The following is a 19,704-nucleotide window of genomic DNA, read 5'->3' on the forward strand; positions in this document are numbered from 1 at the left end:
CTCCCACAGGGGAATGCGGTCGAATGTGGGAGCGGGCTTGCTCGCGAAGGCGGCGGAACAGCCACCACAAGGGCCGGAACCAACAGAATTCAGGAAAGGTGCTTTATGACCGCAGCCAATGTTTACCAACAACGCCCAACCTCCGGGGCCAAGGCCGAGTCGTCGCTGCATCACGCCGACCTCGCCAGCCTGGTGGGCAAGGGCCGCAAGAACGCCGGCGTGACCGTGCGTGAGAAAAAACTCCTCGGCCACCTGACCATCCGTGGCGATGGCCACGATGCCGCGTTTGCCGCGGGCGTGCACAAGGCCCTGGGCATTGAATTGCCGGGCGCGCTGAGCGTCATCGTCAAAGGCGAGACCAGTTTGCAATGGATGGGGCCGGATGAGTGGCTGCTGATCGTGCCGACCGGTGAAGAACTTGCCGCCGAACAAAAACTGCGCGAAGCACTGGGCGATCTGCACATTGCAATCGTCAATGTCAGCGGCGGCCAGCAACTCCTCGAACTGAGCGGCCCGAACGTGCGCCAGGTGCTGATGAAGTCCACCAGCTATGACGTGCACCCGAACAACTTCCCGGTGGGCAAAGCTGTCGGCACGGTGTTCGCCAAGTCGCAACTGATGATCCGTCACACCGCCGAAGACACCTGGGAACTGCTGATTCGCCGCAGCTTCTCGGATTACTGGTGGTTGTGGTTGCAGGATGCTTCTGCCGAATACGGCCTCAGCGTCCAGGCCTGAATCCCTGTAGCAGCTGCCGAAGGCTGCGTTCGACGACGAAGTCGTCGTCGAACCTGCGACGGCTTTCTTTCAGACTGATCCGGGATTCAGGTTTTACGACGGCTTCGCCGCCGAACGCAGCCTTCGGCAGCTGCTACTTTCGAACAGGAGTCACGCATTATGAGCCGCGCCCCAGACACATGGATTCTGACCGCCGACTGCCCCAGTGTGCTCGGCACCGTGGACGCGGTGACCCGCTTTCTGTTCGAGCAGGGATGCTACGTCACTGAACACCACTCCTTCGATGACCGGCTCTCGGGCCGTTTCTTCATTCGCGTGGAATTTCGCCAACCCGATGGTTTCGACGAACAGTCGTTCCGCGCGGGGCTGGCCGAGCGTGGCGAAGCCTTCGGCATGATCTTCGAACTGACTGCGCCGAACTACCGGCCAAAAGTGGTGATCATGGTTTCCAAGGCCGACCACTGCCTCAACGACTTGCTCTATCGCCAACGCATCGGCCAATTGTCGATGGACGTCGCCGCCGTGGTCTCCAACCACCCGGACCTCAAGCCACTCGCCGACTGGCACCAGATTCCCTACTACCACTTCCCGCTGGACCCGAACGACAAGCCGTCCCAGGAACGTCAGGTATGGCAGGTCATCGAAGAGTCCGGTGCGGAACTGGTGATCCTTGCGCGCTACATGCAAGTGCTGTCGCCGGAGTTGTGCCGCAAGCTCGATGGCAAGGCGATCAACATCCATCACTCCCTGCTGCCCGGATTCAAGGGCGCCAAGCCCTATCACCAGGCCTACAACAAGGGCGTGAAACTGGTCGGTGCCACCGCGCATTACATCAACAACGATCTCGACGAAGGCCCGATCATTGCCCAGGGTGTGGAAGCAGTGGACCACAGCCATTACCCGGAAGATTTGATCGCCAAGGGGCGGGATATCGAAGGGCTGACGCTGGCGCGGGCCGTGGGGTATCACATTGAACGTAGAGTTTTCCTGAACGCCAACAGAACAGTTGTGCTTTGACGGACGCTTTCGCTGGCAAGCCAGCTCCTACAGTTGATCGCGCGTCTCTGTAGGAGCTGGCTTGCCAGCGAAGGCGGCATAACAGACAACACAAGACACACAGGCAATAACCCGAGCACTTAACGCGCTGCCTGCCTGGGCAACGCGGTTCCATAAAAACAACAGCGAGGTGAAAGCATGTCTGGCAATCGTGGTGTGGTGTATCTCGGCGCTGGCAAGGTCGAAGTACAGAAGATTGACTATCCGAAAATGCAGGACCCGCGTGGCAGGAAGATAAACCACGCCGTCATCCTGCGTGTGGTTTCCACCAATATCTGTGGTTCCGACCAGCACATGGTGCGCGGTCGTACCACCGCTCAAACCGGCCTGGTGCTGGGTCACGAGATCACCGGTGAAGTGATCGAGAAGGGCAGTGACGTCGAGAACCTGCAAATCGGCGACCTGGTCTCGGTACCGTTCAACGTGGCTTGCGGGCGCTGCCGTTCCTGCAAGGAAATGCACACCGGCGTGTGCCTGAGCGTCAACCCGGCACGTCCGGGCGGTGCTTATGGTTACGTCGACATGGGCGACTGGACCGGTGGCCAGGCCGAATACGCCATGGTGCCGTACGCCGACTTCAACCTGCTGAAACTGCCGGATCGCGACCGGGCCATGGAAAAAATCCGCGACCTGACCTGCCTCTCCGACATCCTGCCAACCGGTTACCACGGCGCCGTAACTGCCGGTGTAGGCCCGGGCAGCACCGTGTATATCGCGGGCGCCGGCCCGGTCGGCCTGGCCGCTGCCGCTTCGGCTCGCCTGCTGGGTGCTGCCGTGGTGATTGTCGGTGACGTCAACACCATCCGCCTGGCCCACGCCAAGGCCCAGGGTTTCGAAATCGCCGACCTGTCCCTGGATACACCACTGCACGAACAGATCGCTGCACTGCTCGGCGAACCGGAAGTTGACTGCGCCATCGACGCCGTTGGCTTCGAAGCCCGTGGCCATGGCCATGACGGCGTGAAACACGAAGCCCCGGCCACCGTACTCAACTCGCTGATGGGCGTGGTGCGTGTGGCAGGCAAGATCGGCATCCCTGGCCTCTACGTGACCGAAGACCCGGGCGCTGTCGACGCTGCCGCGAAAATGGGCAGCCTGAGCATCCGCTTCGGCCTGGGCTGGGCCAAATCCCACAGCTTCCACACCGGCCAGACCCCAGTGATGAAGTACAACCGCGCGCTCATGCAAGCGATCATGTGGGACCGTATCAACATCGCCGAAGTGGTGGGCGTTCAGGTGATCAGCCTGGATCAGGCACCGCAGGGGTATGGCGAGTTCGATGCGGGCGTGCCGAAGAAGTTTGTGATTGATCCGCATAAGATGTTTAGTGCGGCGTAAGGGCGTTTGATGTAAGAGAAGGGCGACGTGATGTCGCCCTTCTGATTTACTTGGTCAACTCTGAGTAAAGGCATTGTTAAGTGCCTTGAGGATGGTGCTACTGGCCCCACCGAAGCGCATTTATCTGCCTTGTCATATTATCAATCTTAATTAGTAGGTTTCTGTCGTTTGGAAATATTCCCGAAAGTTCCAGAAGTCCCCGACGGTTTTCCCACAATGTATCAATTTGGGACGAGTCGACTAGTCCTCGTTGATCCATAAAGTAACTCGGAGGGGGTGGGACTGACGCGGCCAAGGGAGTTACACCGTTCCCTGGGGAAAAAGATGGCGGCTCCCGATGAAATTCGTTTCGGGAATAGGGTGCTGGAGCTTCGTACTCCTGTGAAGCCCTACTGCCAGAAACATTCGCAGGAGTTTCGTCTGAATAAGCAGTTGGCGGCTCAACAGACTCCCGGTTACCTGTAGTGGGTACGGAGCTTTCGGGTGATGAGGTCGCAGCCTCATAAGTCTGATTGGCACGCGTTGCGCGCGATGATTGTCTGAATCCAAGCTTTCTTCCTATAAATTTCAGCTTCCCCATGAACCCTGCACGCCCGGTCGGATCCATCCGATTCACCGGATCCCCCACGCAATACGCATACGCATTCAGCCCACCCTTCCCAAATGGACTCCAACTGTCCGGGCTGTTAAATCGCATCAACACCGGGTTAAACGCCCGATACCCGTTCCCCAGCAAATAACACCCCGTCACCGGATCAGGCCGTTCGCCATTGAAGCCGAGCAGGCTGAGTAAGCCATTCTCCGGTGGGCGATGACCATAGGGTGAGTAGGCGAGAGGATTGAGACGAGTCGCGTCGAGTACGTTCAACACTGAACGCTGTTGATCGGTGGCAAGCAAGCGCGTGTCCACCACACCGCTCTGACGCTGCTGCTGAGCCAATAGTTGATCGTCGTGCTGCATGATCGAGCGCTGCACCGCGCCTTGAATTTCGGTGGTCAGACGATCTTTCAGGTAAAAGCGCCGGGTGGTGCCATGCGCAGAGGGAGTGCAATCAATCAGCCGATCCAGCGGATCGTAGTGGTAGCGGCAGAGCAACGTTTCGCGATTGGGCAGCATGGCCAGATTTCCTGAATGAGTGCTTCGATCCAGGGTTTTACTGTGGCGCAATCGGTCAGGGCTGCCTACTAGCAGAACTGATAGTTCGAACGGACGCAGGCGCGTTCACGTTCCTTGGGAGCCAGACCCCGGTGATGAAGTACAACCGCCAGCTGATGCAGGCGATCATGTGGGACCGTATAAACATCGCCGAGGTGGTGGGCGTTCAGGTGATCAGCCTGGATCAGGCACCACAGGGTTATGGCGAGTTCGATGCCGGCGTGCCGAAGAAGTTTGGGCGGTGTATCCACTTTGTGGCGAGGGAGCTTGCTCCCGCTGGGCTGCGAAGCGGCCCTGAATCATGAGCGTGGGGTCTATCAGTTATACCGTGGTGGGTGGTTTGCGACGGCTGCGCCGCCGAGCGGGAGCAAGCTCCCTCGCCACAAAAGCACACTCGCAAAAGCGGATCAGTGTTTTCACAGTGCGGCCAACGCCCCTTGGTACAGCACCGGCCCTGTCGGTTGCCCGGTCGGTGAGCCGCCCTTCGGTTCAAGGCTGACCGCCAGCGCAATCGGCTTGCCGATCAGCGCTTTCTGCGTCTCGCTCAATGCGACCCTGCCTTTGCCTCCCGTCGGAATCACGCCGAGGGAAATCGGCTTGCCGTCCGCCGGAATCGCCCACAGCTCCAGACTTTGTCCGGGTTCGACTGCCGCCAGCGTCAGCGGCTCGACTTGAAGGTAATTCTCGTGGGCCTGTACGCGCATCGCGGGTTGCGCGTCGGCGTTGACCAGTGTGGCGCTGTAGCGGGCGTCGTCGGGGAGGTAGAGCACGCCGAGAGTCACTGCGATCAGCAGCGAGCAAACCGCCGCCGTTACTCGTAGCCAATTCCAGAACGGACGCTTCTCTGGCACGTGCAGCACTTGCGGTTCGATCCGCGCGGTAATGCCTTGCCAGACGCGATCCGGCACCGGCTGCTCCGGCAGGGCTTGGGTCAGGCTGAGCAGGCTTTCCTGCCACTGTGCCAGTTCTGCGCGCAAGGCCGCATCTTCCAGCAACAGCTGATCGAAACGCCGGCGCGCGGTAGCGGGCATCAGGCCAATGGCATAGTCGGCGGCGAGGGCGCGACGCAGGGTCGGGGTTCGATAGTTCATGATTCAAGGCACCTGCGCAGACGCTCCATGCCGCGGCGGATCCAGGACTTCACCGAGCCCAGCGGCGCGGCCAGGTGTTCGGCCAGCTCGGAGCACGACAGTCCCTGGAAATAGGCGACGGTAATCGACTGGCGCTGCATGCCTTCGAGGCTGTCCAGGCAGCGGTTCAAGGCGCTGGCTTCACGGGCACTGTCCAGTTGCTCGTGAGCCGATGGGCTTTCATCCACGAGCATCTGTTCTTCGAGATCGCTCAATGGCCGATCGCGGTGTTTGCGCAACTGGTCGATGGCCTGATGACGGGTGATGTTGATCATCCAGGTCAGCGGCGCCGACAGATGCGCTTCGTAGCGCGATGCATTGTTCCAGATGCGCACGAAGCTCTCTTGCAGTACCTCTTCAGCCAGGTCCGGCCGGCCCATGAAGCGCAGCGCTACCCCATGCAGGCGCGGGCCGACACTGCGGTACAGCGTCTCGAACGCGCGGCGGTCGCCCAGTGAACACTGGGCCAGCAGTTGCCTGAGCTGATCGGCTTCGACGATGGGAATGGCGGTTCTCCCGGAAAGTGGGGCAGGGTGCCAGTAGCAGGCAGAGGTTAGTTCACAGCGTGCGGTTGTTCCATTCACGGTGAACACCTCGGGCGGACCGCCGCCCCCGATGCGCGAGGGCGGCGGCACGGCTCAGCTTTTCGGCATCAGCACCTTGTCGATGACCTGAATGACCCCATTGGACTGGTACACATCGTAGGTGGTGATGTCAGCGACATCACCCTTTTCGTCCTTGATGGTGATGTTGTGCGGGCCGTTCATCATTGCCCACAGTTTGCCGCCGGCAACTGTGGTCAGTTCGGCCTTGCCGCCACCGGCCCTGATCTTCTCGGCCAGGGTCATCATGTCGAGTTTTCCGGCGACCACGTGGTAGGTGAGGATGTGGGCCAATGTGGCCTTGTTGGCCGGTTTGAGCAGGGTGTCGACGGTGCCCGCGGGCAGGGCGGTGAAGGCCGAATTGACCGGGGCGAACACGGTGAACGGGCCTTTGCCCTTGAGGGTGTCAACCAGGCCGGCGGCTTTTACCGCGGCGACCAGGGTGGTGTGATCGGCGGAGTTCACTGCGTTATCGACGATGTCCTTGCTTGGCAGCATGGTCTGGCCGCCGACCGTGACGGTGTCGTGGCCCATGTCCGCCGCTTGCACGGTGTTCAAGGCGAGTCCGCCACCAAGGGCCAGGGTCAGCAGGCTGGCAATCAATGGCGTTTTGATCGAAGTGCGTTTCATGGTGATGATCCTTGTGATGGGAATCGGCCAGGAGTGTCTGTCCGTGCTTGATATACGTGCGTGGTGGCAGGCTGGATGCAGTGCGTGGGGTTTTTTTTCCTGTAGGAGCGAGCTTGCTCGCGATGGAGGTTAACGAAGACGGGGACTGCCTGGATAAACGCAGTGCCCTGGAGTTCATCGCGAGCAAGCTCGCTCCTACAATGGAGGGCGGGAACAATGTCGGGGGATATCAGTCAAACGCACAGTTTTGCGCCGCCCATTGCCGGGCGGTGTTCATAGAGGATGTCTGAATGAAGATTTCACGCGGTTTTGCCCTGGCATCGCTCTTGACCCTGGCGGTCAGCCCGGCCTTTGCACAGTTCAACCTGAGCGATGCGGCCAATGCCATTTCCGGCATGAAGGGCGGCAATGCGGCGACCGATGCCGCGCCGACCTCGGAGACAGCAGACCTGCTGAGCACCCTCAGTCAATTGAACATCACCCCACAGCAAGCCCTCGGTGGTGCGGGGGCGATGCTGGGGCTGGCGAAGAATCAGTTGAGTTCGAACGACTACTCGGAACTGGCCAAAAGCGTGCCGGGCATCGACATGCTCTCGGGCGGCGGTGAGTTGGGTGCGCTGGCCGGTCTGCTTGGCTCCAGCGGCAAAGCTGCAGGGCTGAATAACGCCCTGGGCAACGTCAAGAACACCGATGACCTGAACAACGCCTTCAGCGCCCTGGGCATGGACAGCGGCATGATCGGCCTGTTTACCCCGGTGCTCCTGCAATACCTCGGTCAGCAGGGCGTCGGCGGTTCGCTGCTGAGCAGCCTGGGCGGGATCTGGGGTGGCGGCACCGGTAGTTGATTCAGCGGCGCTCGGCGCGCAAGGCGTCAATGCGCTGATCCTTCTCGATCCAGAGCTGGTTGACCCAGTTCTGGATTTTTTCGCGAAACAGCGGATCGTTTTCGTAATCGCCCTGCCACAGCGCCGGGTCGAGTTCGCGGGTCCGGATATCGATGATGACCCTTGGTACATTGCCGCTGATCAAGTCCCAGAACCCCGGAATCTTCTGCTGCGGGTAAACCACCGTCACATCGAGAATCGCGTCCAGTTGTTCACCCATTGCCGCCAGCACGAATGCCACTCCGCCGGCCTTGGGTTTGAGCAGGTGAGTGAATGGCGACTGCTGTTGAGCGCTTTTCGCTGCGGTGAAGCGCGTACCTTCCAGATAGTTGACCACCGTCACCGGCTGGCGCTTGAACAGTTCGCAGGCCTGTTTGGTGATCTCCAGATCCTTGCCAGCCAGTTCCGGATGCCTGGCCAGGAACGCTTTGCTGTAGCGCTTCATGAACGGGTAATCCAGCGCCCACCACGCCAGGCCCAGGAAGGGCACCCAGATCAGCTCTTTCTTGAGGAAGAATTTGAAGAACGGCGTCCGCCGGTTCAGCGTCTGGATCAACGCCGGGATGTCGACCCAGGATTGATGGTTGCTGATCACCAGATACGAAGTATCGCGACGCAGATCGTCACCGCCACGAATGTCCCATTGGGTGGGGATACACAGGCGGAAGATCAGCTTGTCGATCTCGGACCAGGTCTCGGCAATCCACATCACCGACCATGAGGCGTAATCGCGAATACGGCCAGGCAGGACCAGTTTGAGCAGGGCAAACACCATCAATGGTCCGATCAGGACCAGGGTGTTGAGCAGAAGCAGCAGGGTGACGAAACAGCCGGTGAGCAGACGGCGCATAGGCAACTCTTGGAAGCGTTTGGGCGCGCCATGATAAGCAGCTTGGGGCGACAGGCCAAATCGGCTGATGACGAATGTTTCACCTTCGCATGGCTATGCTCGACGCTGAAGTTGTATTGAATATGCTGGCCTCTTCGCGGGCAAGCCCGCTCCCACAGTGTTCGTGTCGAGTGCGAAACCTGCGAACAATGCAAAAACCTGTGGGAGCTGGCTTGCCTGCGAAGCGATCTCAGGGGCGAACGAATGGCTCAGCGACTGTCTAAAACCGCGCACCCGACGCCCCCATTTTCCAAGGAAGCCCTAGACGTGAAATCCCTCCTTGCACTGCTTTCCCTCATCGCCCTGCCGGCCCTGGCCGCCGAACCGACCCTCTATGGGCGTTACGAATACATCGCCCTGCCGGAAATCGGCGGAGAAGTGCTCAAGGCGAAAATGGACACCGGCGCACTGACCGCGTCGCTGTCGGCCAAGGACATCGAAACCTTCAAGCGTGACGGCGAAGACTGGGTGCGTTTCCGCCTCGGCACCAAGAATGCGGGCAACCAGGTCTACGAACACAAGATTGCCCGGATCAGCAAGATCAAAACTCGCTCCGAAGAGGAAGAAGATGACAGCGAAGTCATCGCTCCCTCGAAGCGTCCAGTGGTCGATCTGGAGCTGTGCCTGGGCAGCGTCAAGCGCACCGTGGAGGTCAATCTCACCGACCGCAGCAGCTTCAACTACCCGTTGCTGATCGGCGCCAAGGCGTTGCGCGAGTTCGGTGCGGCGGTGAACCCGGCGCGGCGTTTTACGGCGGATAAGCCGGATTGCTGATTGGTGTTGTAAAGCCAAATTTGATTGATCGTAGAGAATAAGTTTACGAGCTTCGTACATCGGTGTTCTGACTGGACAATGCATTATCGGCGTTTGAAGTACGGGCTGCTTTTTTAGGGAGTAGATTTTTTGCAGTTTTAATATTTTTATTGAATTCAACTGATTTGGCTAGCTCGATAGCTAGTTTGTGTTTTGGCACATCCATAATTTGAGCATGCGTGAGAACTCTATGGTGTGATGTTAGCTCTTGTAGTTTATTGGATAGTGTTGATGACACTTCCATACTGTAAAGGTGTTGCTTGATAGTGTCGTAGATGGGGCTACTGTCCGCGTTGATTGCTCCGATGTATTGAGTAATCTTGTTTTTTGAAGTTTTTTCCAAGTTGATCGGTTGTAATGTTGCAGGCTTCAGACTATCTACGATAACGTTTTTACCGTAGTTAAGTTGCGCGCCATTCAAGATGTTATCGATGTTTTGCTTATGGAATTTACTTGGGTGCCTGACGCCGATGAGGTTTTTTGCTCCTTTGAAAAGGCTGCCTAGAAAGGAATGGCCCGTCGGATCTACCCGATTGCCTGGGTCCCCTCCACAATACGCATAAGCATTCACCCCACCCTCCCCAAACGGACTCCAACTATCCGGACTGTTAAACCGCATCAACACCGGATTGAACTGCCGATAACCATTGCCCAAATGATAATGCCCGGTCACCGGGTCCGGCCGTTCGCCGTTGAACCCGAGCAAACTGAGCAAACCGCTTTCCGCCGAACGATGGCCGAAGGGTGTGTAGGCGAGGGGATTGGGTTGAGCGGCGTCCAGGGCGTTGAGTATCGAGCGTTGTTGGTCGGTAGCCAGCAGTGTGGTGCTCACCTTGGTGTCGAGGTGATTTTGCTGGGCCAGCAACTGGTCGTCGTGCTGAAGGATGCTCCACCTAGCGAAGCCCTGAATTTCAGTGGCCAGTCGGTCTTTGCAATGAAAACGCTGAATGACGGGTTGCTCTAGTACCGTGCAGCCATTCTGGCGATCCAGTGGGTCGTAGTGGTAGCGACACAGTACGGTGTCACGGGATGTATTGGGCATGGACTGAACTCCGTGCAAGGTCCGGATGGCAGGACCTTGAGCATCGGAGTTTTTTCAGGGGCTGCCTACTAGCAGAACTGATAGTGGCCGCTTCAAACCTTCGGCATCGTCGCAATCATCGAAGCCCTCTGACTCACCTCGAAATACCACCCCGCCAACTGCGGGTTAGCCTCGCGCCAATCCAGATCCGGATGGCGCAGGTCCAGATATCCCAACGCACACGCCACGCTGATCGCCGCCACATCGAAGTGGCAGGTCAGTTCGGCAATGGCGTCTTTCTCCAGCAGCGCCAAGCTGCGGCGGATTTTGTCGCGCTGGCCGTCGAGCCATTCGTCCCAGTGTTTCTCCGGCGCGCGCAGGGCGACTTCGTAACGCACCAGCACGGCCGCGTCCATGATCCCGTCGGCCAGCGACGCGAGGGTCAGGCGCCGCCAGCGCGCCGAGCCTTCGCGGGGAATCAGCGGGTTGCCGACGTGCTGATGATCGAGGTAATCGAGGATTACCCGGCTGTCGTGGATGATGTTGCCGTCGGCCAGGCGCAGGGCCGGGATTTTGCTCAGGGGGTTGTCGTCGATCAGGGTCAGGTCCGGGTTGACCGGGGTGAGTACGCTGGTTTGCAACGCCACGCGGTTCTGTTGACCGGTTTCGTGCAACAGCACCATGACTTTGCGAACGAAGGGGGAGAGCGGGTTGTGGTACAGGGTCATGCTCGGGGCGGACATGGCGACGTCTCGGTCGGTGGCGGTGTCGAGCAGCATAGCGCGTTGACTTGATAGCTCAAGACCACAAAAAACACAGATCCTCTGTGGGAGCGGGCTTGCTCGCGAAAGCGGTGTATCAGTCGCATCAGATGTTGCCTGACAATCCGCCTTCGCGAGCAAGCCCGCTCCCACAGGGTTTAGCGGCGTTGCAGCAGACCGCGCAAGGCAAGGACAGCCGGGATGCCCAGGCCAACCCAACTCAGGGCGTCCCAAACGCCATCCCCCAGCAGCGCGGAAAACAGCCCGGCTGCGCTGAACAGGGCGATTACCGTGGGCGTCGAGAAGACCTTCCAGAAGTTCGACTGCCGGGGTTTCATGCCACGCTCTCCGCTTTTTCCAGCACTGGCCTGGCAGCCTTGCGCCGCACCACCCACAGGTAGACCCCGCTACCGAGCACGATGATGGTCAGCACATCCAGGGTCGCCCAGAGGATCTTCATTGGCATGCCGCCGTAGTCACCGAAGTGCAGCGGCTGCGACATGCCCATGGCGTCCATGTACCACGGTCGTTCGGCCACGGCAGTGACTTGCAGGGTGCTGGCGTCGATCAGTACCGGGGTTAACAAGTGCGAGGTCAGGTGCGTGCTGCCTTTCATGAACACGGCGTAATGGTGCTCACTGGAAAACCGCGTGCCGGGGAAGGCGATGAAGTCCGGTTGCATGTCTGGCGCCACCTCCCCGGCGATGTCGAGCAAACCAGTGGCCGGTGCCAATTGCGTCAGCGGTGGCGCATCGCGGTACGGCGCGACCATCGCGCTCAGGCTGTCGTTGCGCCAGGCGGCAATAATCAGGTCGGTGCAGGCACTGATCACGCCGGTCACGCCGACCACCAGGGCCCAGGTCAACGTCACCACACCGATCAGGTTATGCAGGTCGAGCCAGCGCAGGCGCGTGGATTTGTCCTGGCGCACAGTGGCGAATTTCAAGCGACGCATGAACGGCAGGTACAACACCGTGCCGGAAACGATCGCCACCACGAACAATATCCCCATGAACGCCAGCAGCAGCTTTCCCGGCAGCCCCGCAAACATATCCACGTGCAGGCGCAGCATGGTCATCATGAAGCCGCCGTTGGCGGATGGCGTTTCCAGCGCTTCGCCGGTACGCGCGTCGAGCATGAAGGTGTGAGACGAATTCGGCTCGGTGCCTGCGGTCGCGGCCATGATGGTCAGCACGGCGTTGGGCTCATCGTCCTCGAAGCCGAAATACTGCATGACTTCACCGGGACGGTGTTTCTCGGCCGCTTCTACCAACTGCTGCAAATTCAGGTGCGGGGTGTCCGCCGGCATTTCCTTCACTTCAGGTGCATCGCCCAGCAAGCGGTCGATCTCGTGATGAAAGATCAACGGCAGGCCGGTCAGTGCCAGCAGTAACAGGAACACCGTGCAAATCAGGCTGGTCCAGGTATGAACCGCGGACCAGCGGCGAATTATTTTACTTTTCATTTCATAGCCTTCGGAAAAACCAAAGCCGTCCACAAAGGACGGCCTGGTCATTGGGCGTGCCGGCTCAAACCATTACCACTTGTACGTTGCACTGGCGACGACACTGCGTTGGTCGCCGTAGTAGCAGTAGAAGCTGTCGCAAGTCGCGATGTAGTCCTTGTCGAACAGGTTGGTCGCGTTAACGGCCAGCGAAGCGCCTTTGAGGCTGTTGTCCAGGCGACCGAGGTCGTAGTGAACCACTGCGTCGAACACCGTGTAGGCGCCGGCCTTGCCCAGCCAGGTGTTGGCCTGGTCGCCGTAGGTGTTGCCGGTGTAGCGCGCGCCGGCGCCGATGCCGAAGCCGTCCAGCACGCCGTTGTGCCAGGTGTAGTCGCCCCACACCGACGCTTGCTGGTTAGGCATCAGTTGCAGGCGATTACCCTTGTAAATGCCATCTTGCACTTCGGATTTGGCCAGGGTGTACGCAGCGGTGACCTTGAGGTTTTCGGTCACGTCGGAAACGGCTTCCAGCTCCAGGCCTTTGACTTTCACTTCGCCGGTCTGGCTGGTGACTGTCACGTTGCCCACGTTGTGGGTGACGGAAACGTTTTTCTGGGTCAGGTCATACACAGCCGCCGTCAGCAGCGTGTTGCTGCCCGGTGGCTGGTACTTGATACCCAGTTCCCATTGCTTGCCTTCGGTCGGCTTGAACGACTCGGTCGGCGAGGCGACGGCATTGCTGGTCGGCTGGAACGATTCGGCGTAGGACAGGTAGGGCACGAAGCCCGAGTCGAACACGTAGCTGATCGCCGCGTTGCCGCTGAAGTTCTTGTCGCGTTCGGTGTTGGTGGCATCGCCCTTGTTGAAGAACGTGGTTCCGGTGTGGACCCAGTCTTCACGACCACCGAGGGTCAGGCGCCATTGGTCGAGGGCCATCTGGTCCTGGATGTACAGGCCGGTCTGCTGGGTCTTCTGTTCGTAGTCGTAGAACGCCGTGGAGCGTGGCGGACGGGTGATTGGCAAACCATAAATCGGATTGTTGACGTTGATGCCCGGCGCGGTACCGAAGATCGACAGGTAGTTGGTGGTGTTGCGCTGGTGGTCCAGGCCGATCAGCAAGGTGTGACTGACGTCACCAGTGACGAAGTCGCCCTGGAAGTTGTTGTCCACGGCGAATTGGGCGATGTCTTCGTCGACATTGGAGGTGCCGCGGCCGGTGTTGCCTTGATCGTCGACGACAAACCCGAGGTTGGCAAGGTCAGGGTTGTAGCTGTTGACGGTCACGGCCTGGAACGACAGCTCCGACTTGGTGTAGCGCAGGTTCTGCCGGAACTGCCAGACATCGTTCAGGCGATGTTCGAAGGCATAACCCAGCGCGTAGTAGGTGCGGTCGTAGAAGTCGTAGTTCGGATCACCCAGGTTCTTGTGGTGGGAAATCTCGCCGAACGGCATGTCGATCTTGGTGCCCTGGATCGGATAGAACTGACTGGTGATACCGGTATCGTCACGGGTGAATTGCGTGAGCAGGGTGAACCTGGTGTCTTCGTCGATGTTCCAGGTCAGGCTCGGCGCAATGTTGTAGCGCTTGTCATCGATGTGATCGATGGGCGTGCCGCCGTCGCGCAGCACGCCGCTGATGCTGTACAGGAACTGGCCTTCGTCGTCGATCTTGCCGGTGCTGGCGAAGTTGATCTGGCGATGGTTGTCGCTGCCGTATTGCAACTGGATCTCGCTACTGGCTTCGGCGCTTGGGCGACGGCTGACCATGTCCAGCAGGCCGCCCGGCGGGGTCTGGCCGTACACGGACGAGGCCGGGCCGCGCAACAGCGCCAGGCGGTCGAGGTTCCAGGTTTCCTGTTTCGGGTTGGAGTACACACCTTTTGGCAGTGGCAGGCCGTCGAGGAATTGAGTCGGTTCGAAACCCCGCACGCGCAACCAGTCGGCGCGGGTGTCGCTGCCGAAGCTGCTGGCGGTGATGCCCGGCAGGTAGCGCACGGCATCATCGAGGGTGTGTACGTTGCGGTCGTCCATCTGTTGGCGAGTGACGACCGAAATCGAACGCGGCACTTCGACCAGCGCGGTGTCGGTCTTGGTGCCGGCGGCGGTGCGCTTGGCCGTGTAGCCTTGCACCGGGCCCCAGGCACTTTCAGAGTCTTCCACGCCGATCACGCTGGTTGCCGGCAGGGCCATCACGTCTTCGGGCACGGCTACCAGGCTGTAGGTGCCCGCACTGCTTTGCTCCAGTTGCAGGCCAGTGCCACGCAGGGCTTCACGCAGAGCATCGGCCGCGTCGAACTGGCCTTTGACCGGCGCCGAGGTCTTGCCTGCCGCCAGAGATGGATTCAACGACAGGGCCAAACCGGCCTGGCTGGCGATCTGGTTCAGGGTGTTGACCAGTGGTGCGGCCGGCAGGTTGTAGGCGCGGACGCTGGACGCCTGTTCAGCGGCGACCAGTTGGCTGCTGGCCAAAGGGGTACAAAGGGCAATGGCGACCGCCAGCAAACTGCGGCGTATCAGGGAGTCTAGCGAACGGGGCATACAGCGGCTCCTGAATGGAAATATTTCTCAATTGCCTGTGTGCCGAACGAAAATCAAAAAGTGATAGGGCAGGATGAAAATTATTTCGATTCAGTATTCGCTTTTGTAGGAGCTGGCTTGCCAGCGATGCCCTCAAAAGCACTGCAACTATCCAGTGGATACGCGTTATCGTTGACGACATTCGCTGGCAAGCCAGCTCCTACAGACGACGGTGCCTATGCTCGCTCAGGGCTTGGTATCGGCCTTGGCCACCACCTTCACCCACCATTGCGTGTGCTGTTCAATCTGCACAGGCAAGGTCGGCAACAGGGCATTGAGCGCCAGGTCGGTGTCGCGCAGCGGGAAGCTGCCGGTGATGCGCAGGTCGGCCACTTGCGGCGCGACCCCGACGTAACCGGGTCGATAGCGGCCGATTTCATGCACCAGATCTTCCAGTCGCGTGTTGTCCACCACCAGCATGCCGCGGGTCCAGGCATCCGCGCCGAGGTTGACGGCCAGAATCGGACCCAGGCCATTGTCGCGGATCAGCACCTGCTGGCCTTCGCGCAGAATCTGTTCGTCAGGGCTGGACTCAGGGTGAACCGCCACCGCCGACTGCAACACGCTCAGGCGCGTGCCTTGTTCTTCGCGCTTGACCAGAAACCGCGTACCCAGCGCGCGCATGCTGCCTTCACGGGTTTCGACGATGAATGGCCGGGGATCGCCATGGCCGGTTTCAACGAGGATTTCGCCTTCCTGAAGCACGATGCGTCGCTGCTTTTCATCGAAGCGCACATCCAGGGCACTGTGGGTGTTGAGATTGATCAGCGTGCCATCGGCCAGGCGCAGGGTGCGCTGCTCGCCCACGGCGGTGCGCTGGTCGGCCAACCAATAGTCGATCGGCAGGTAACGTTCCCCGGCGAACAGGGCCAGGCCGATCACGGCAACGACACTGGCGACACTGTTGCCGAGCTTGCGCATCCGCCGGCGAATGCCTTCGCGCGATTGCAGCAGGGCAGTGCGGGCCGGGCCGCTGGCCACGCTGAAACGCTGGTCGAGCATGCCTAACTGGCGCCATGCGCGGGCGTGCTCTTCGTGGGCTGCGTGCCATTTGGCGAACTCTTCGCGCTCTATCGGGTTGGCGCAATCCATGGACAACTGCCAGGCAATCGCCGCGTCCAGTACGTTGGCCGATACCGGTTTGGAACTGACCGGGTTCATGTCGGCTCACCGTACAGCGCGATGTAGCACTGGCGAATACCTTGGGCCAGGTACTGGCGCACCCGCGGCACAGACACCCCCAGGCGCTCGGCGATTTCCGCATGGCCGAGGCCGTCGAGACGGTTGTAGAGAAACGCCGCCCGGGCCTTGCTGGAAAGCTTGCCGAGCAAACGGTCGATGTTTTTCAGGTCTTCGAGGATCATTTGCTGTTCTTCCGCCGACGGTTGTTCGGCTTCGGGAATCAGCATCAGCTCGGTGAGGTAGGCCTGTTCCAGCGCGGCGCGACGGAAGTAATCGAACAGCAAGCCCTTGGCAATCGCCACCAGAAACGCCCGCGGCTCGCGCGGTTCCTTCAGTTCCTCACGGCCCAGCAAGCGCACGAAAGTGTCCTGGCTCAGGTCTTCGGCCCGCTGCGGGCAGGCGACGTTGCGTCGAAGCCAGGCCAATAGCCAACCGCGATGGTCGCGATATAACGCACCAACGATCTCACTTTGAGGGCTTGGAACTGACGACACGCCGCATCACCGATTGGGAAATATTAACTAACGAGAACTGTTCGCGATTGTGGCAGGCGCGGGGGAGGTAAGCAATTGGCGTTGGTCGGATGGGAATTTGGCGATACCCCTGTGGGAGCGGGCTTGCTCGCGAAGGGGCCAGCCCATTCAACATCGGTGGCGCCTGACACACCGCCTTCGCGAGCAAGCTCGCTCCTACAGGGGGCGTAAAGGTCAGAAGGACGGCGCCAGCCGCCGACGCTTCCACTGACTCAACCGCTGCTGCAGATTCAACGGGCTATGAATCTGCTGCTGCCGCGCGCGGCTGAACAGGATCAGCGCCAGTTCAGCGGTGGCCAGGGCGTCGGCGCTGGCGTGGTGGCGTTCGAAGACTTCGAGCTTGAACCAGTCGATCCAATCGTCCAGCCCTGCCTCGCGAATGTGCGCTTGGGGGCATAGCAGCGGTGCAATGTCCGCCACATCCAGAAACGGATGCTGCCACTTGAAACCCAGATGATCTTTCAGCGCACGTCCGAGCATGTGCTGGTCAAACGGCGCGTGGAAGGCCAGCACCGGACTGTCACCGATGTACTCCATCAAGTCGAGCAGCGCTTGCGCCGGGTCGCTGCCCGCTGCAATGGCGCTGGGGCCGATACCGTGGATCAGCACGCTGGGGCCGAGATTTACTTGCGGATATTGCAGGGTGCGTTCGAACTGCTGGCGAAAGTCGATGGCCCCGTCCTCGATCACCACCGCGCCGATGGACAACACGCGGTCCTTGTTCAGGTTCAACCCGGTGGTTTCCAGGTCGAGCACCACCCAACGCTGTTCGCGCAGGCTGCATTCGCTCAGGGCGGCAGCGGCGGGCAAGCGTTCCAGCCGTTGTTGCAGGTCGGCGGGCAGGGCGAGGCTTGCCGGGCGCAGCCAGGAAAACAGGCTCATAGCTGATACCGCAAGGTCAGGCTGCTTTGCAGGCGTTGTGCCTGGCGCAAGGACTCACGCAGGATGCGCCGGTCCAGATGATTGAGGCTGTCGGGATCGACCCGATTTGAGTAGGGAAAATTCTCCCGGGTCTGTAGTTGATGTTGCTGCATGCGGGTTTGCTGGATGAAGTGATAGGCCTCTTCGTACGCGGCACCGTCCAGGGGTTCGATGACCTCTTTGGCGACCAGTTGGCGAAAACGCTCCAGCGTGTTGTTGGCCTCGATGCCATGGGCCAGGGCCAGCAATCGGGCGCCGTCGACAAATGGGGTCAGACCCTGGACTTTCAAATCCAGGGTGGCCTTCTCGCCATTTTTGCGCGCCAGTACGAATTCGCGGAAGCGCCCTACGGGCGGGCGATTGCGCAGCGCATTCTCGGCCATCATGCGCTGGAACAAACGGTTGTCGCCGACCTGATCGAGAATGCCCCGACGCAACTGCTCGCAGCTTTGCTCGCAGCCCCAGACCACGCGCAAATCGAAATAGATGCTCGAGCCCAGTAGGTTCTCCGGGGTTGCCTCGCGGATAAACGCCGCAAAGCGCCGCGCCCATTCGGCCCGGGACAGGCACAGATCGGGGTTGCCGGCCATGATATTGCCCTTGCACAAGGTGAAGCCGCACAGCGCCAGGCTCTGGTTGATCTGCTGGGCGATGGGCAACAACTTGCCGCGAATCTCGGCAGCATGGGCCGCATCCCTGGCTTCGAACAGAATGCCGTTGTCCTGATCGGTATGCAGGGTCTGCTCGCGACGGCCCTCGCTGCCGAAACACAGCCAGCTGAACGGCACGCCGGGGTCGCCTTTTTCGGCGAGGGTCAGTTCGATCACCCGGCACACGGTGTGGTCGTTGAGCAAGGTGATGATGTGGGTGATCTGCGTCGAAGACGCGCCGTGGGCCAGCATGCGCTCGACCAGTTGACCGATTTCGCCCCGCAGTGCCACCAGGTTTTCCACCTTTTGGGCATTGCGGATAGTGCGCGCCAGGTGCACCAGGTCGACCCGCTGCAGGGAAAACAGATCGCGCTCCGAAACTACGCCGCACAAGCGTTGGTCCTTGACCAGGCAGACATGGGCGATATGCCGCTCGGTCATGGCAATCGCCGCGTCGAAGGCGCTGTGATCCGGCGACAGGAAAAACGGCGCCCGGGTCATGTGCCCTTCGATGGCTTCGTTAAAATCACTGCTACCGTTGGCCACGGCCTGGCGCAGGTCGCGCAGGGTGAAAATCCCTAATGGCGCCTTGTGTTCATCGACCACCACGATGCTGCCGACTTGCTGTTCATGCATCAGCGTCACGGCTTCACGCAACGGTGTCTGCGGGCTGCATGTTACCGGGTGGCGCATGGCCAATTCGCCCAGTCGGGTATTGAGCGAATATTGGGTGCCAAGGGTTTCCACGGCTTTTTGCTGCACTTGCTGGTTGACCTGATCCAGCAGGCTGCTGACGCAGCGCAGGGCGAAGTTGCGGAAGGTGTCCGACAGCGAAAACAGGCGGATGAACGCCGCTTTGTTCAGTTGCAGGCAGAAGGTGTCTTCGCCGGCAAGGTGCTCGGTGCGCGTCGCCCGTTCACCCAGCAACGCCGCGAGGGGAAAACACTCGCCAGTGGTGATTTCGAACACCGTTTCGGTACCACCTTTTGCCGTATGCGGACGCTCGCCCACGACCCGGCCTTGCTTGACGATATAGAAGTGCTCGACCGGGCCGTCGGCGGGTTTGATGATGCTCTCGCCGGGAGCGTAAAAACGCAGCTGACATTGCTCGACCAGATACGCCAGGTGTGCGTGTTCCATCTGGTTGAAGGGCGGGAAACGCTGAAGGAATTGCAACGTGCCCTGGATGTTCTGCAACACGGCGGTTTTCCCTGCCTGTGTGAAGGCGTCCGCTTTACTCATAACCATTACCGCAGTCTTTTTTTGGATTTGTTGTCGGATGACTCACCCATGGTCGACCCCTGCGGTCGAGGTGCCCATTGGACGTAAGTCTAGGTAGGCAGTCAGTGTGATGGAATGTCGGAAAAACCCTACGCAAC

19 protein-coding genes and 1 pseudogene are annotated in these 19,704 nt (G+C 60.0%); 6 read left to right on the plus strand and 14 right to left on the minus strand.

Annotation, left to right across the window (positions count from 1 at the left end):
- The first annotated feature begins 105 nt into the window (after window positions 1-105).
- From AC07XF_RS04265 to fdhA, 3 genes are all read left to right on the plus strand, one after another.
- On the plus strand, window positions 106-738 hold the full coding sequence (locus AC07XF_RS04265) for a sarcosine oxidase subunit gamma (RefSeq protein WP_116582295.1): 633 nt from the start codon (window positions 106-108) through the stop codon (window positions 736-738).
- Between the two features lie 159 nt (window positions 739-897).
- Window positions 898-1,755 carry a formyltetrahydrofolate deformylase gene (gene purU / locus AC07XF_RS04270; RefSeq protein ID WP_007981374.1) on the plus strand — a complete coding sequence of 286 codons (858 nt, stop codon included), beginning with the start codon at window positions 898-900 and terminating at the stop codon, window positions 1,753-1,755.
- Between the two features lie 177 nt (window positions 1,756-1,932).
- Window positions 1,933-3,132: a formaldehyde dehydrogenase, glutathione-independent gene (gene fdhA, locus AC07XF_RS04275; RefSeq protein WP_495025522.1), complete on the plus strand. Its 1,200-nt coding sequence runs from the start codon at window positions 1,933-1,935 to the stop codon at window positions 3,130-3,132.
- Between the two features lie 97 nt (window positions 3,133-3,229).
- On the opposite strand, the gene AC07XF_RS04280 is transcribed toward fdhA, so the two are convergent.
- The gene (locus AC07XF_RS04280; protein ID WP_495025523.1) at window positions 3,230-4,249 is read right to left on the minus strand and encodes an RHS repeat-associated core domain-containing protein; all 1,020 of its coding nucleotides are present in this window, start codon (window positions 4,247-4,249) and stop codon (window positions 3,230-3,232) included.
- A 29-nt stretch (window positions 4,250-4,278) separates the two neighbouring features.
- On the opposite strand from AC07XF_RS04280, the pseudogene AC07XF_RS04285 reads away from it, so the two are divergent.
- Window positions 4,279-4,593 (plus strand): annotated as a pseudogene (locus tag AC07XF_RS04285) (hypothetical protein); the annotation flags it as partial.
- 111 nt (window positions 4,594-4,704) lie between these two features.
- Here AC07XF_RS04285 and AC07XF_RS04290 read toward each other — a convergent pair.
- Genes AC07XF_RS04290 through AC07XF_RS04300 form a run of 3 tightly spaced genes read right to left on the minus strand, consistent with a single transcriptional unit; the run spans window position 4,705 to window position 6,650 of the window.
- Window positions 4,705-5,379 carry an anti-sigma factor gene (locus AC07XF_RS04290; protein ID WP_495025524.1) on the minus strand — a complete coding sequence of 225 codons (675 nt, stop codon included), beginning with the start codon at window positions 5,377-5,379 and terminating at the stop codon, window positions 4,705-4,707.
- Window positions 5,376-6,002 carry an RNA polymerase sigma factor gene (locus AC07XF_RS04295; protein ID WP_495025525.1) on the minus strand — a complete coding sequence of 209 codons (627 nt, stop codon included), beginning with the start codon at window positions 6,000-6,002 and terminating at the stop codon, window positions 5,376-5,378. The genes AC07XF_RS04290 and AC07XF_RS04295 overlap by 4 nt, the downstream gene beginning before the upstream one ends.
- A 54-nt stretch (window positions 6,003-6,056) precedes the next feature.
- Window positions 6,057-6,650, minus strand: coding sequence for a fasciclin domain-containing protein (locus AC07XF_RS04300; protein WP_495025526.1), 594 nt, complete (start codon window positions 6,648-6,650; stop codon window positions 6,057-6,059).
- Window positions 6,651-6,940: 290 nt separating this feature from the next.
- On the opposite strand from AC07XF_RS04300, the gene AC07XF_RS04305 reads away from it, so the two are divergent.
- On the plus strand, window positions 6,941-7,495 hold the full coding sequence (locus AC07XF_RS04305) for a DUF2780 domain-containing protein (RefSeq protein ID WP_495025527.1): 555 nt from the start codon (window positions 6,941-6,943) through the stop codon (window positions 7,493-7,495).
- A gap of 1 nt (window position 7,496) precedes the next feature.
- On the opposite strand, the gene yihG is transcribed toward AC07XF_RS04305, so the two are convergent.
- A complete protein-coding gene (yihG, locus tag AC07XF_RS04310; protein ID WP_495025528.1) occupies window positions 7,497-8,384 on the minus strand; it encodes a 1-acylglycerol-3-phosphate O-acyltransferase, YihG family in 888 nt (295 codons plus the stop codon).
- A gap of 306 nt (window positions 8,385-8,690) precedes the next feature.
- Here yihG and rloA2 point away from each other — a divergent pair, with 306 nt between their 5' ends.
- The gene (gene rloA2, locus AC07XF_RS04315) at window positions 8,691-9,197 is read left to right on the plus strand and encodes a retropepsin-like aspartic peptidase RloA2 (RefSeq protein WP_495025529.1); all 507 of its coding nucleotides are present in this window, start codon (window positions 8,691-8,693) and stop codon (window positions 9,195-9,197) included.
- 43 nt (window positions 9,198-9,240) lie between these two features.
- Here rloA2 and AC07XF_RS04320 read toward each other — a convergent pair whose 3' ends face one another.
- The 9 genes from AC07XF_RS04320 to AC07XF_RS04360 all read right to left on the minus strand — a co-directional run bounded on the left by AC07XF_RS04320 (window position 9,241) and on the right by AC07XF_RS04360 (window position 19,573).
- On the minus strand, window positions 9,241-10,278 hold the full coding sequence (locus AC07XF_RS04320) for an RHS repeat-associated core domain-containing protein (protein WP_495025530.1): 1,038 nt from the start codon (window positions 10,276-10,278) through the stop codon (window positions 9,241-9,243).
- Between the two features lie 92 nt (window positions 10,279-10,370).
- Window positions 10,371-11,000 (minus strand): glutathione S-transferase family protein, encoded by a 630-nt coding sequence (locus AC07XF_RS04325; protein ID WP_495025603.1) that lies wholly within the window; start codon window positions 10,998-11,000, stop codon window positions 10,371-10,373.
- A gap of 176 nt (window positions 11,001-11,176) precedes the next feature.
- Window positions 11,177-11,356 (minus strand): hypothetical protein, encoded by a 180-nt coding sequence (locus tag AC07XF_RS04330; RefSeq protein WP_108231667.1) that lies wholly within the window; start codon window positions 11,354-11,356, stop codon window positions 11,177-11,179.
- On the minus strand, window positions 11,353-12,483 hold the full coding sequence (locus tag AC07XF_RS04335) for a PepSY-associated TM helix domain-containing protein (protein ID WP_495025531.1): 1,131 nt from the start codon (window positions 12,481-12,483) through the stop codon (window positions 11,353-11,355). Before AC07XF_RS04335 ends, AC07XF_RS04330 begins: the two co-directional genes overlap by 4 nt.
- 72 nt (window positions 12,484-12,555) lie before the next feature.
- Window positions 12,556-15,000, minus strand: a complete 2,445-nt coding sequence (locus AC07XF_RS04340; RefSeq protein WP_495025532.1) for a TonB-dependent siderophore receptor — start codon at window positions 14,998-15,000, stop codon at window positions 12,556-12,558.
- Between the two features lie 225 nt (window positions 15,001-15,225).
- Window positions 15,226-16,200, minus strand: coding sequence for a FecR domain-containing protein (locus AC07XF_RS04345; protein WP_495025533.1), 975 nt, complete (start codon window positions 16,198-16,200; stop codon window positions 15,226-15,228).
- On the minus strand, window positions 16,197-16,715 hold the full coding sequence (locus AC07XF_RS04350; protein WP_495025534.1) for an RNA polymerase sigma factor: 519 nt from the start codon (window positions 16,713-16,715) through the stop codon (window positions 16,197-16,199). The genes AC07XF_RS04345 and AC07XF_RS04350 overlap by 4 nt, the downstream gene beginning before the upstream one ends.
- A 213-nt stretch (window positions 16,716-16,928) precedes the next feature.
- On the minus strand, window positions 16,929-17,636 hold the full coding sequence (locus AC07XF_RS04355; protein WP_495025535.1) for a 3'-5' exonuclease: 708 nt from the start codon (window positions 17,634-17,636) through the stop codon (window positions 16,929-16,931).
- Window positions 17,633-19,573, minus strand: a complete 1,941-nt coding sequence (locus AC07XF_RS04360) for a putative nucleotidyltransferase substrate binding domain-containing protein (RefSeq protein WP_495025536.1) — start codon at window positions 19,571-19,573, stop codon at window positions 17,633-17,635. The genes AC07XF_RS04355 and AC07XF_RS04360 overlap by 4 nt, the downstream gene beginning before the upstream one ends.
- Between the last annotated feature and the right edge of the window lie 131 nt (window positions 19,574-19,704).

Source organism: Pseudomonas sp. GW821-FHT01C01, assembly GCF_059422645.1.

Coding starts and splice junctions, on each gene's coding strand:
- AC07XF_RS04305 (WP_495025527.1), top strand. CDS start 6,941: ATGAAGATTTCACGCGGTTTTGCCCTGGCATCGCTCTTGACCCTGGCG.
- yihG (WP_495025528.1), bottom strand. CDS start 8,384: ATGCGCCGTCTGCTCACCGGCTGTTTCGTCACCCTGCTGCTTCTGCTC.
- purU (WP_007981374.1), top strand. CDS start 898: ATGAGCCGCGCCCCAGACACATGGATTCTGACCGCCGACTGCCCCAGT.
- AC07XF_RS04335 (WP_495025531.1), bottom strand. CDS start 12,483: ATGAAAAGTAAAATAATTCGCCGCTGGTCCGCGGTTCATACCTGGACC.
- AC07XF_RS04265 (WP_116582295.1), top strand. CDS start 106: ATGACCGCAGCCAATGTTTACCAACAACGCCCAACCTCCGGGGCCAAG.
- AC07XF_RS04300 (WP_495025526.1), bottom strand. CDS start 6,650: ATGAAACGCACTTCGATCAAAACGCCATTGATTGCCAGCCTGCTGACC.
- AC07XF_RS04320 (WP_495025530.1), bottom strand. CDS start 10,278: ATGCCCAATACATCCCGTGACACCGTACTGTGTCGCTACCACTACGAC.
- AC07XF_RS04340 (WP_495025532.1), bottom strand. CDS start 15,000: ATGCCCCGTTCGCTAGACTCCCTGATACGCCGCAGTTTGCTGGCGGTC.
- AC07XF_RS04280 (WP_495025523.1), bottom strand. CDS start 4,249: ATGCTGCCCAATCGCGAAACGTTGCTCTGCCGCTACCACTACGATCCG.
- AC07XF_RS04360 (WP_495025536.1), bottom strand. CDS start 19,573: ATGGTTATGAGTAAAGCGGACGCCTTCACACAGGCAGGGAAAACCGCC.
- AC07XF_RS04330 (WP_108231667.1), bottom strand. CDS start 11,356: ATGAAACCCCGGCAGTCGAACTTCTGGAAGGTCTTCTCGACGCCCACG.
- AC07XF_RS04355 (WP_495025535.1), bottom strand. CDS start 17,636: ATGAGCCTGTTTTCCTGGCTGCGCCCGGCAAGCCTCGCCCTGCCCGCC.
- AC07XF_RS04290 (WP_495025524.1), bottom strand. CDS start 5,379: ATGAACTATCGAACCCCGACCCTGCGTCGCGCCCTCGCCGCCGACTAT.
- fdhA (WP_495025522.1), top strand. CDS start 1,933: ATGTCTGGCAATCGTGGTGTGGTGTATCTCGGCGCTGGCAAGGTCGAA.
- AC07XF_RS04325 (WP_495025603.1), bottom strand. CDS start 11,000: ATGTCCGCCCCGAGCATGACCCTGTACCACAACCCGCTCTCCCCCTTC.
- AC07XF_RS04345 (WP_495025533.1), bottom strand. CDS start 16,200: ATGAACCCGGTCAGTTCCAAACCGGTATCGGCCAACGTACTGGACGCG.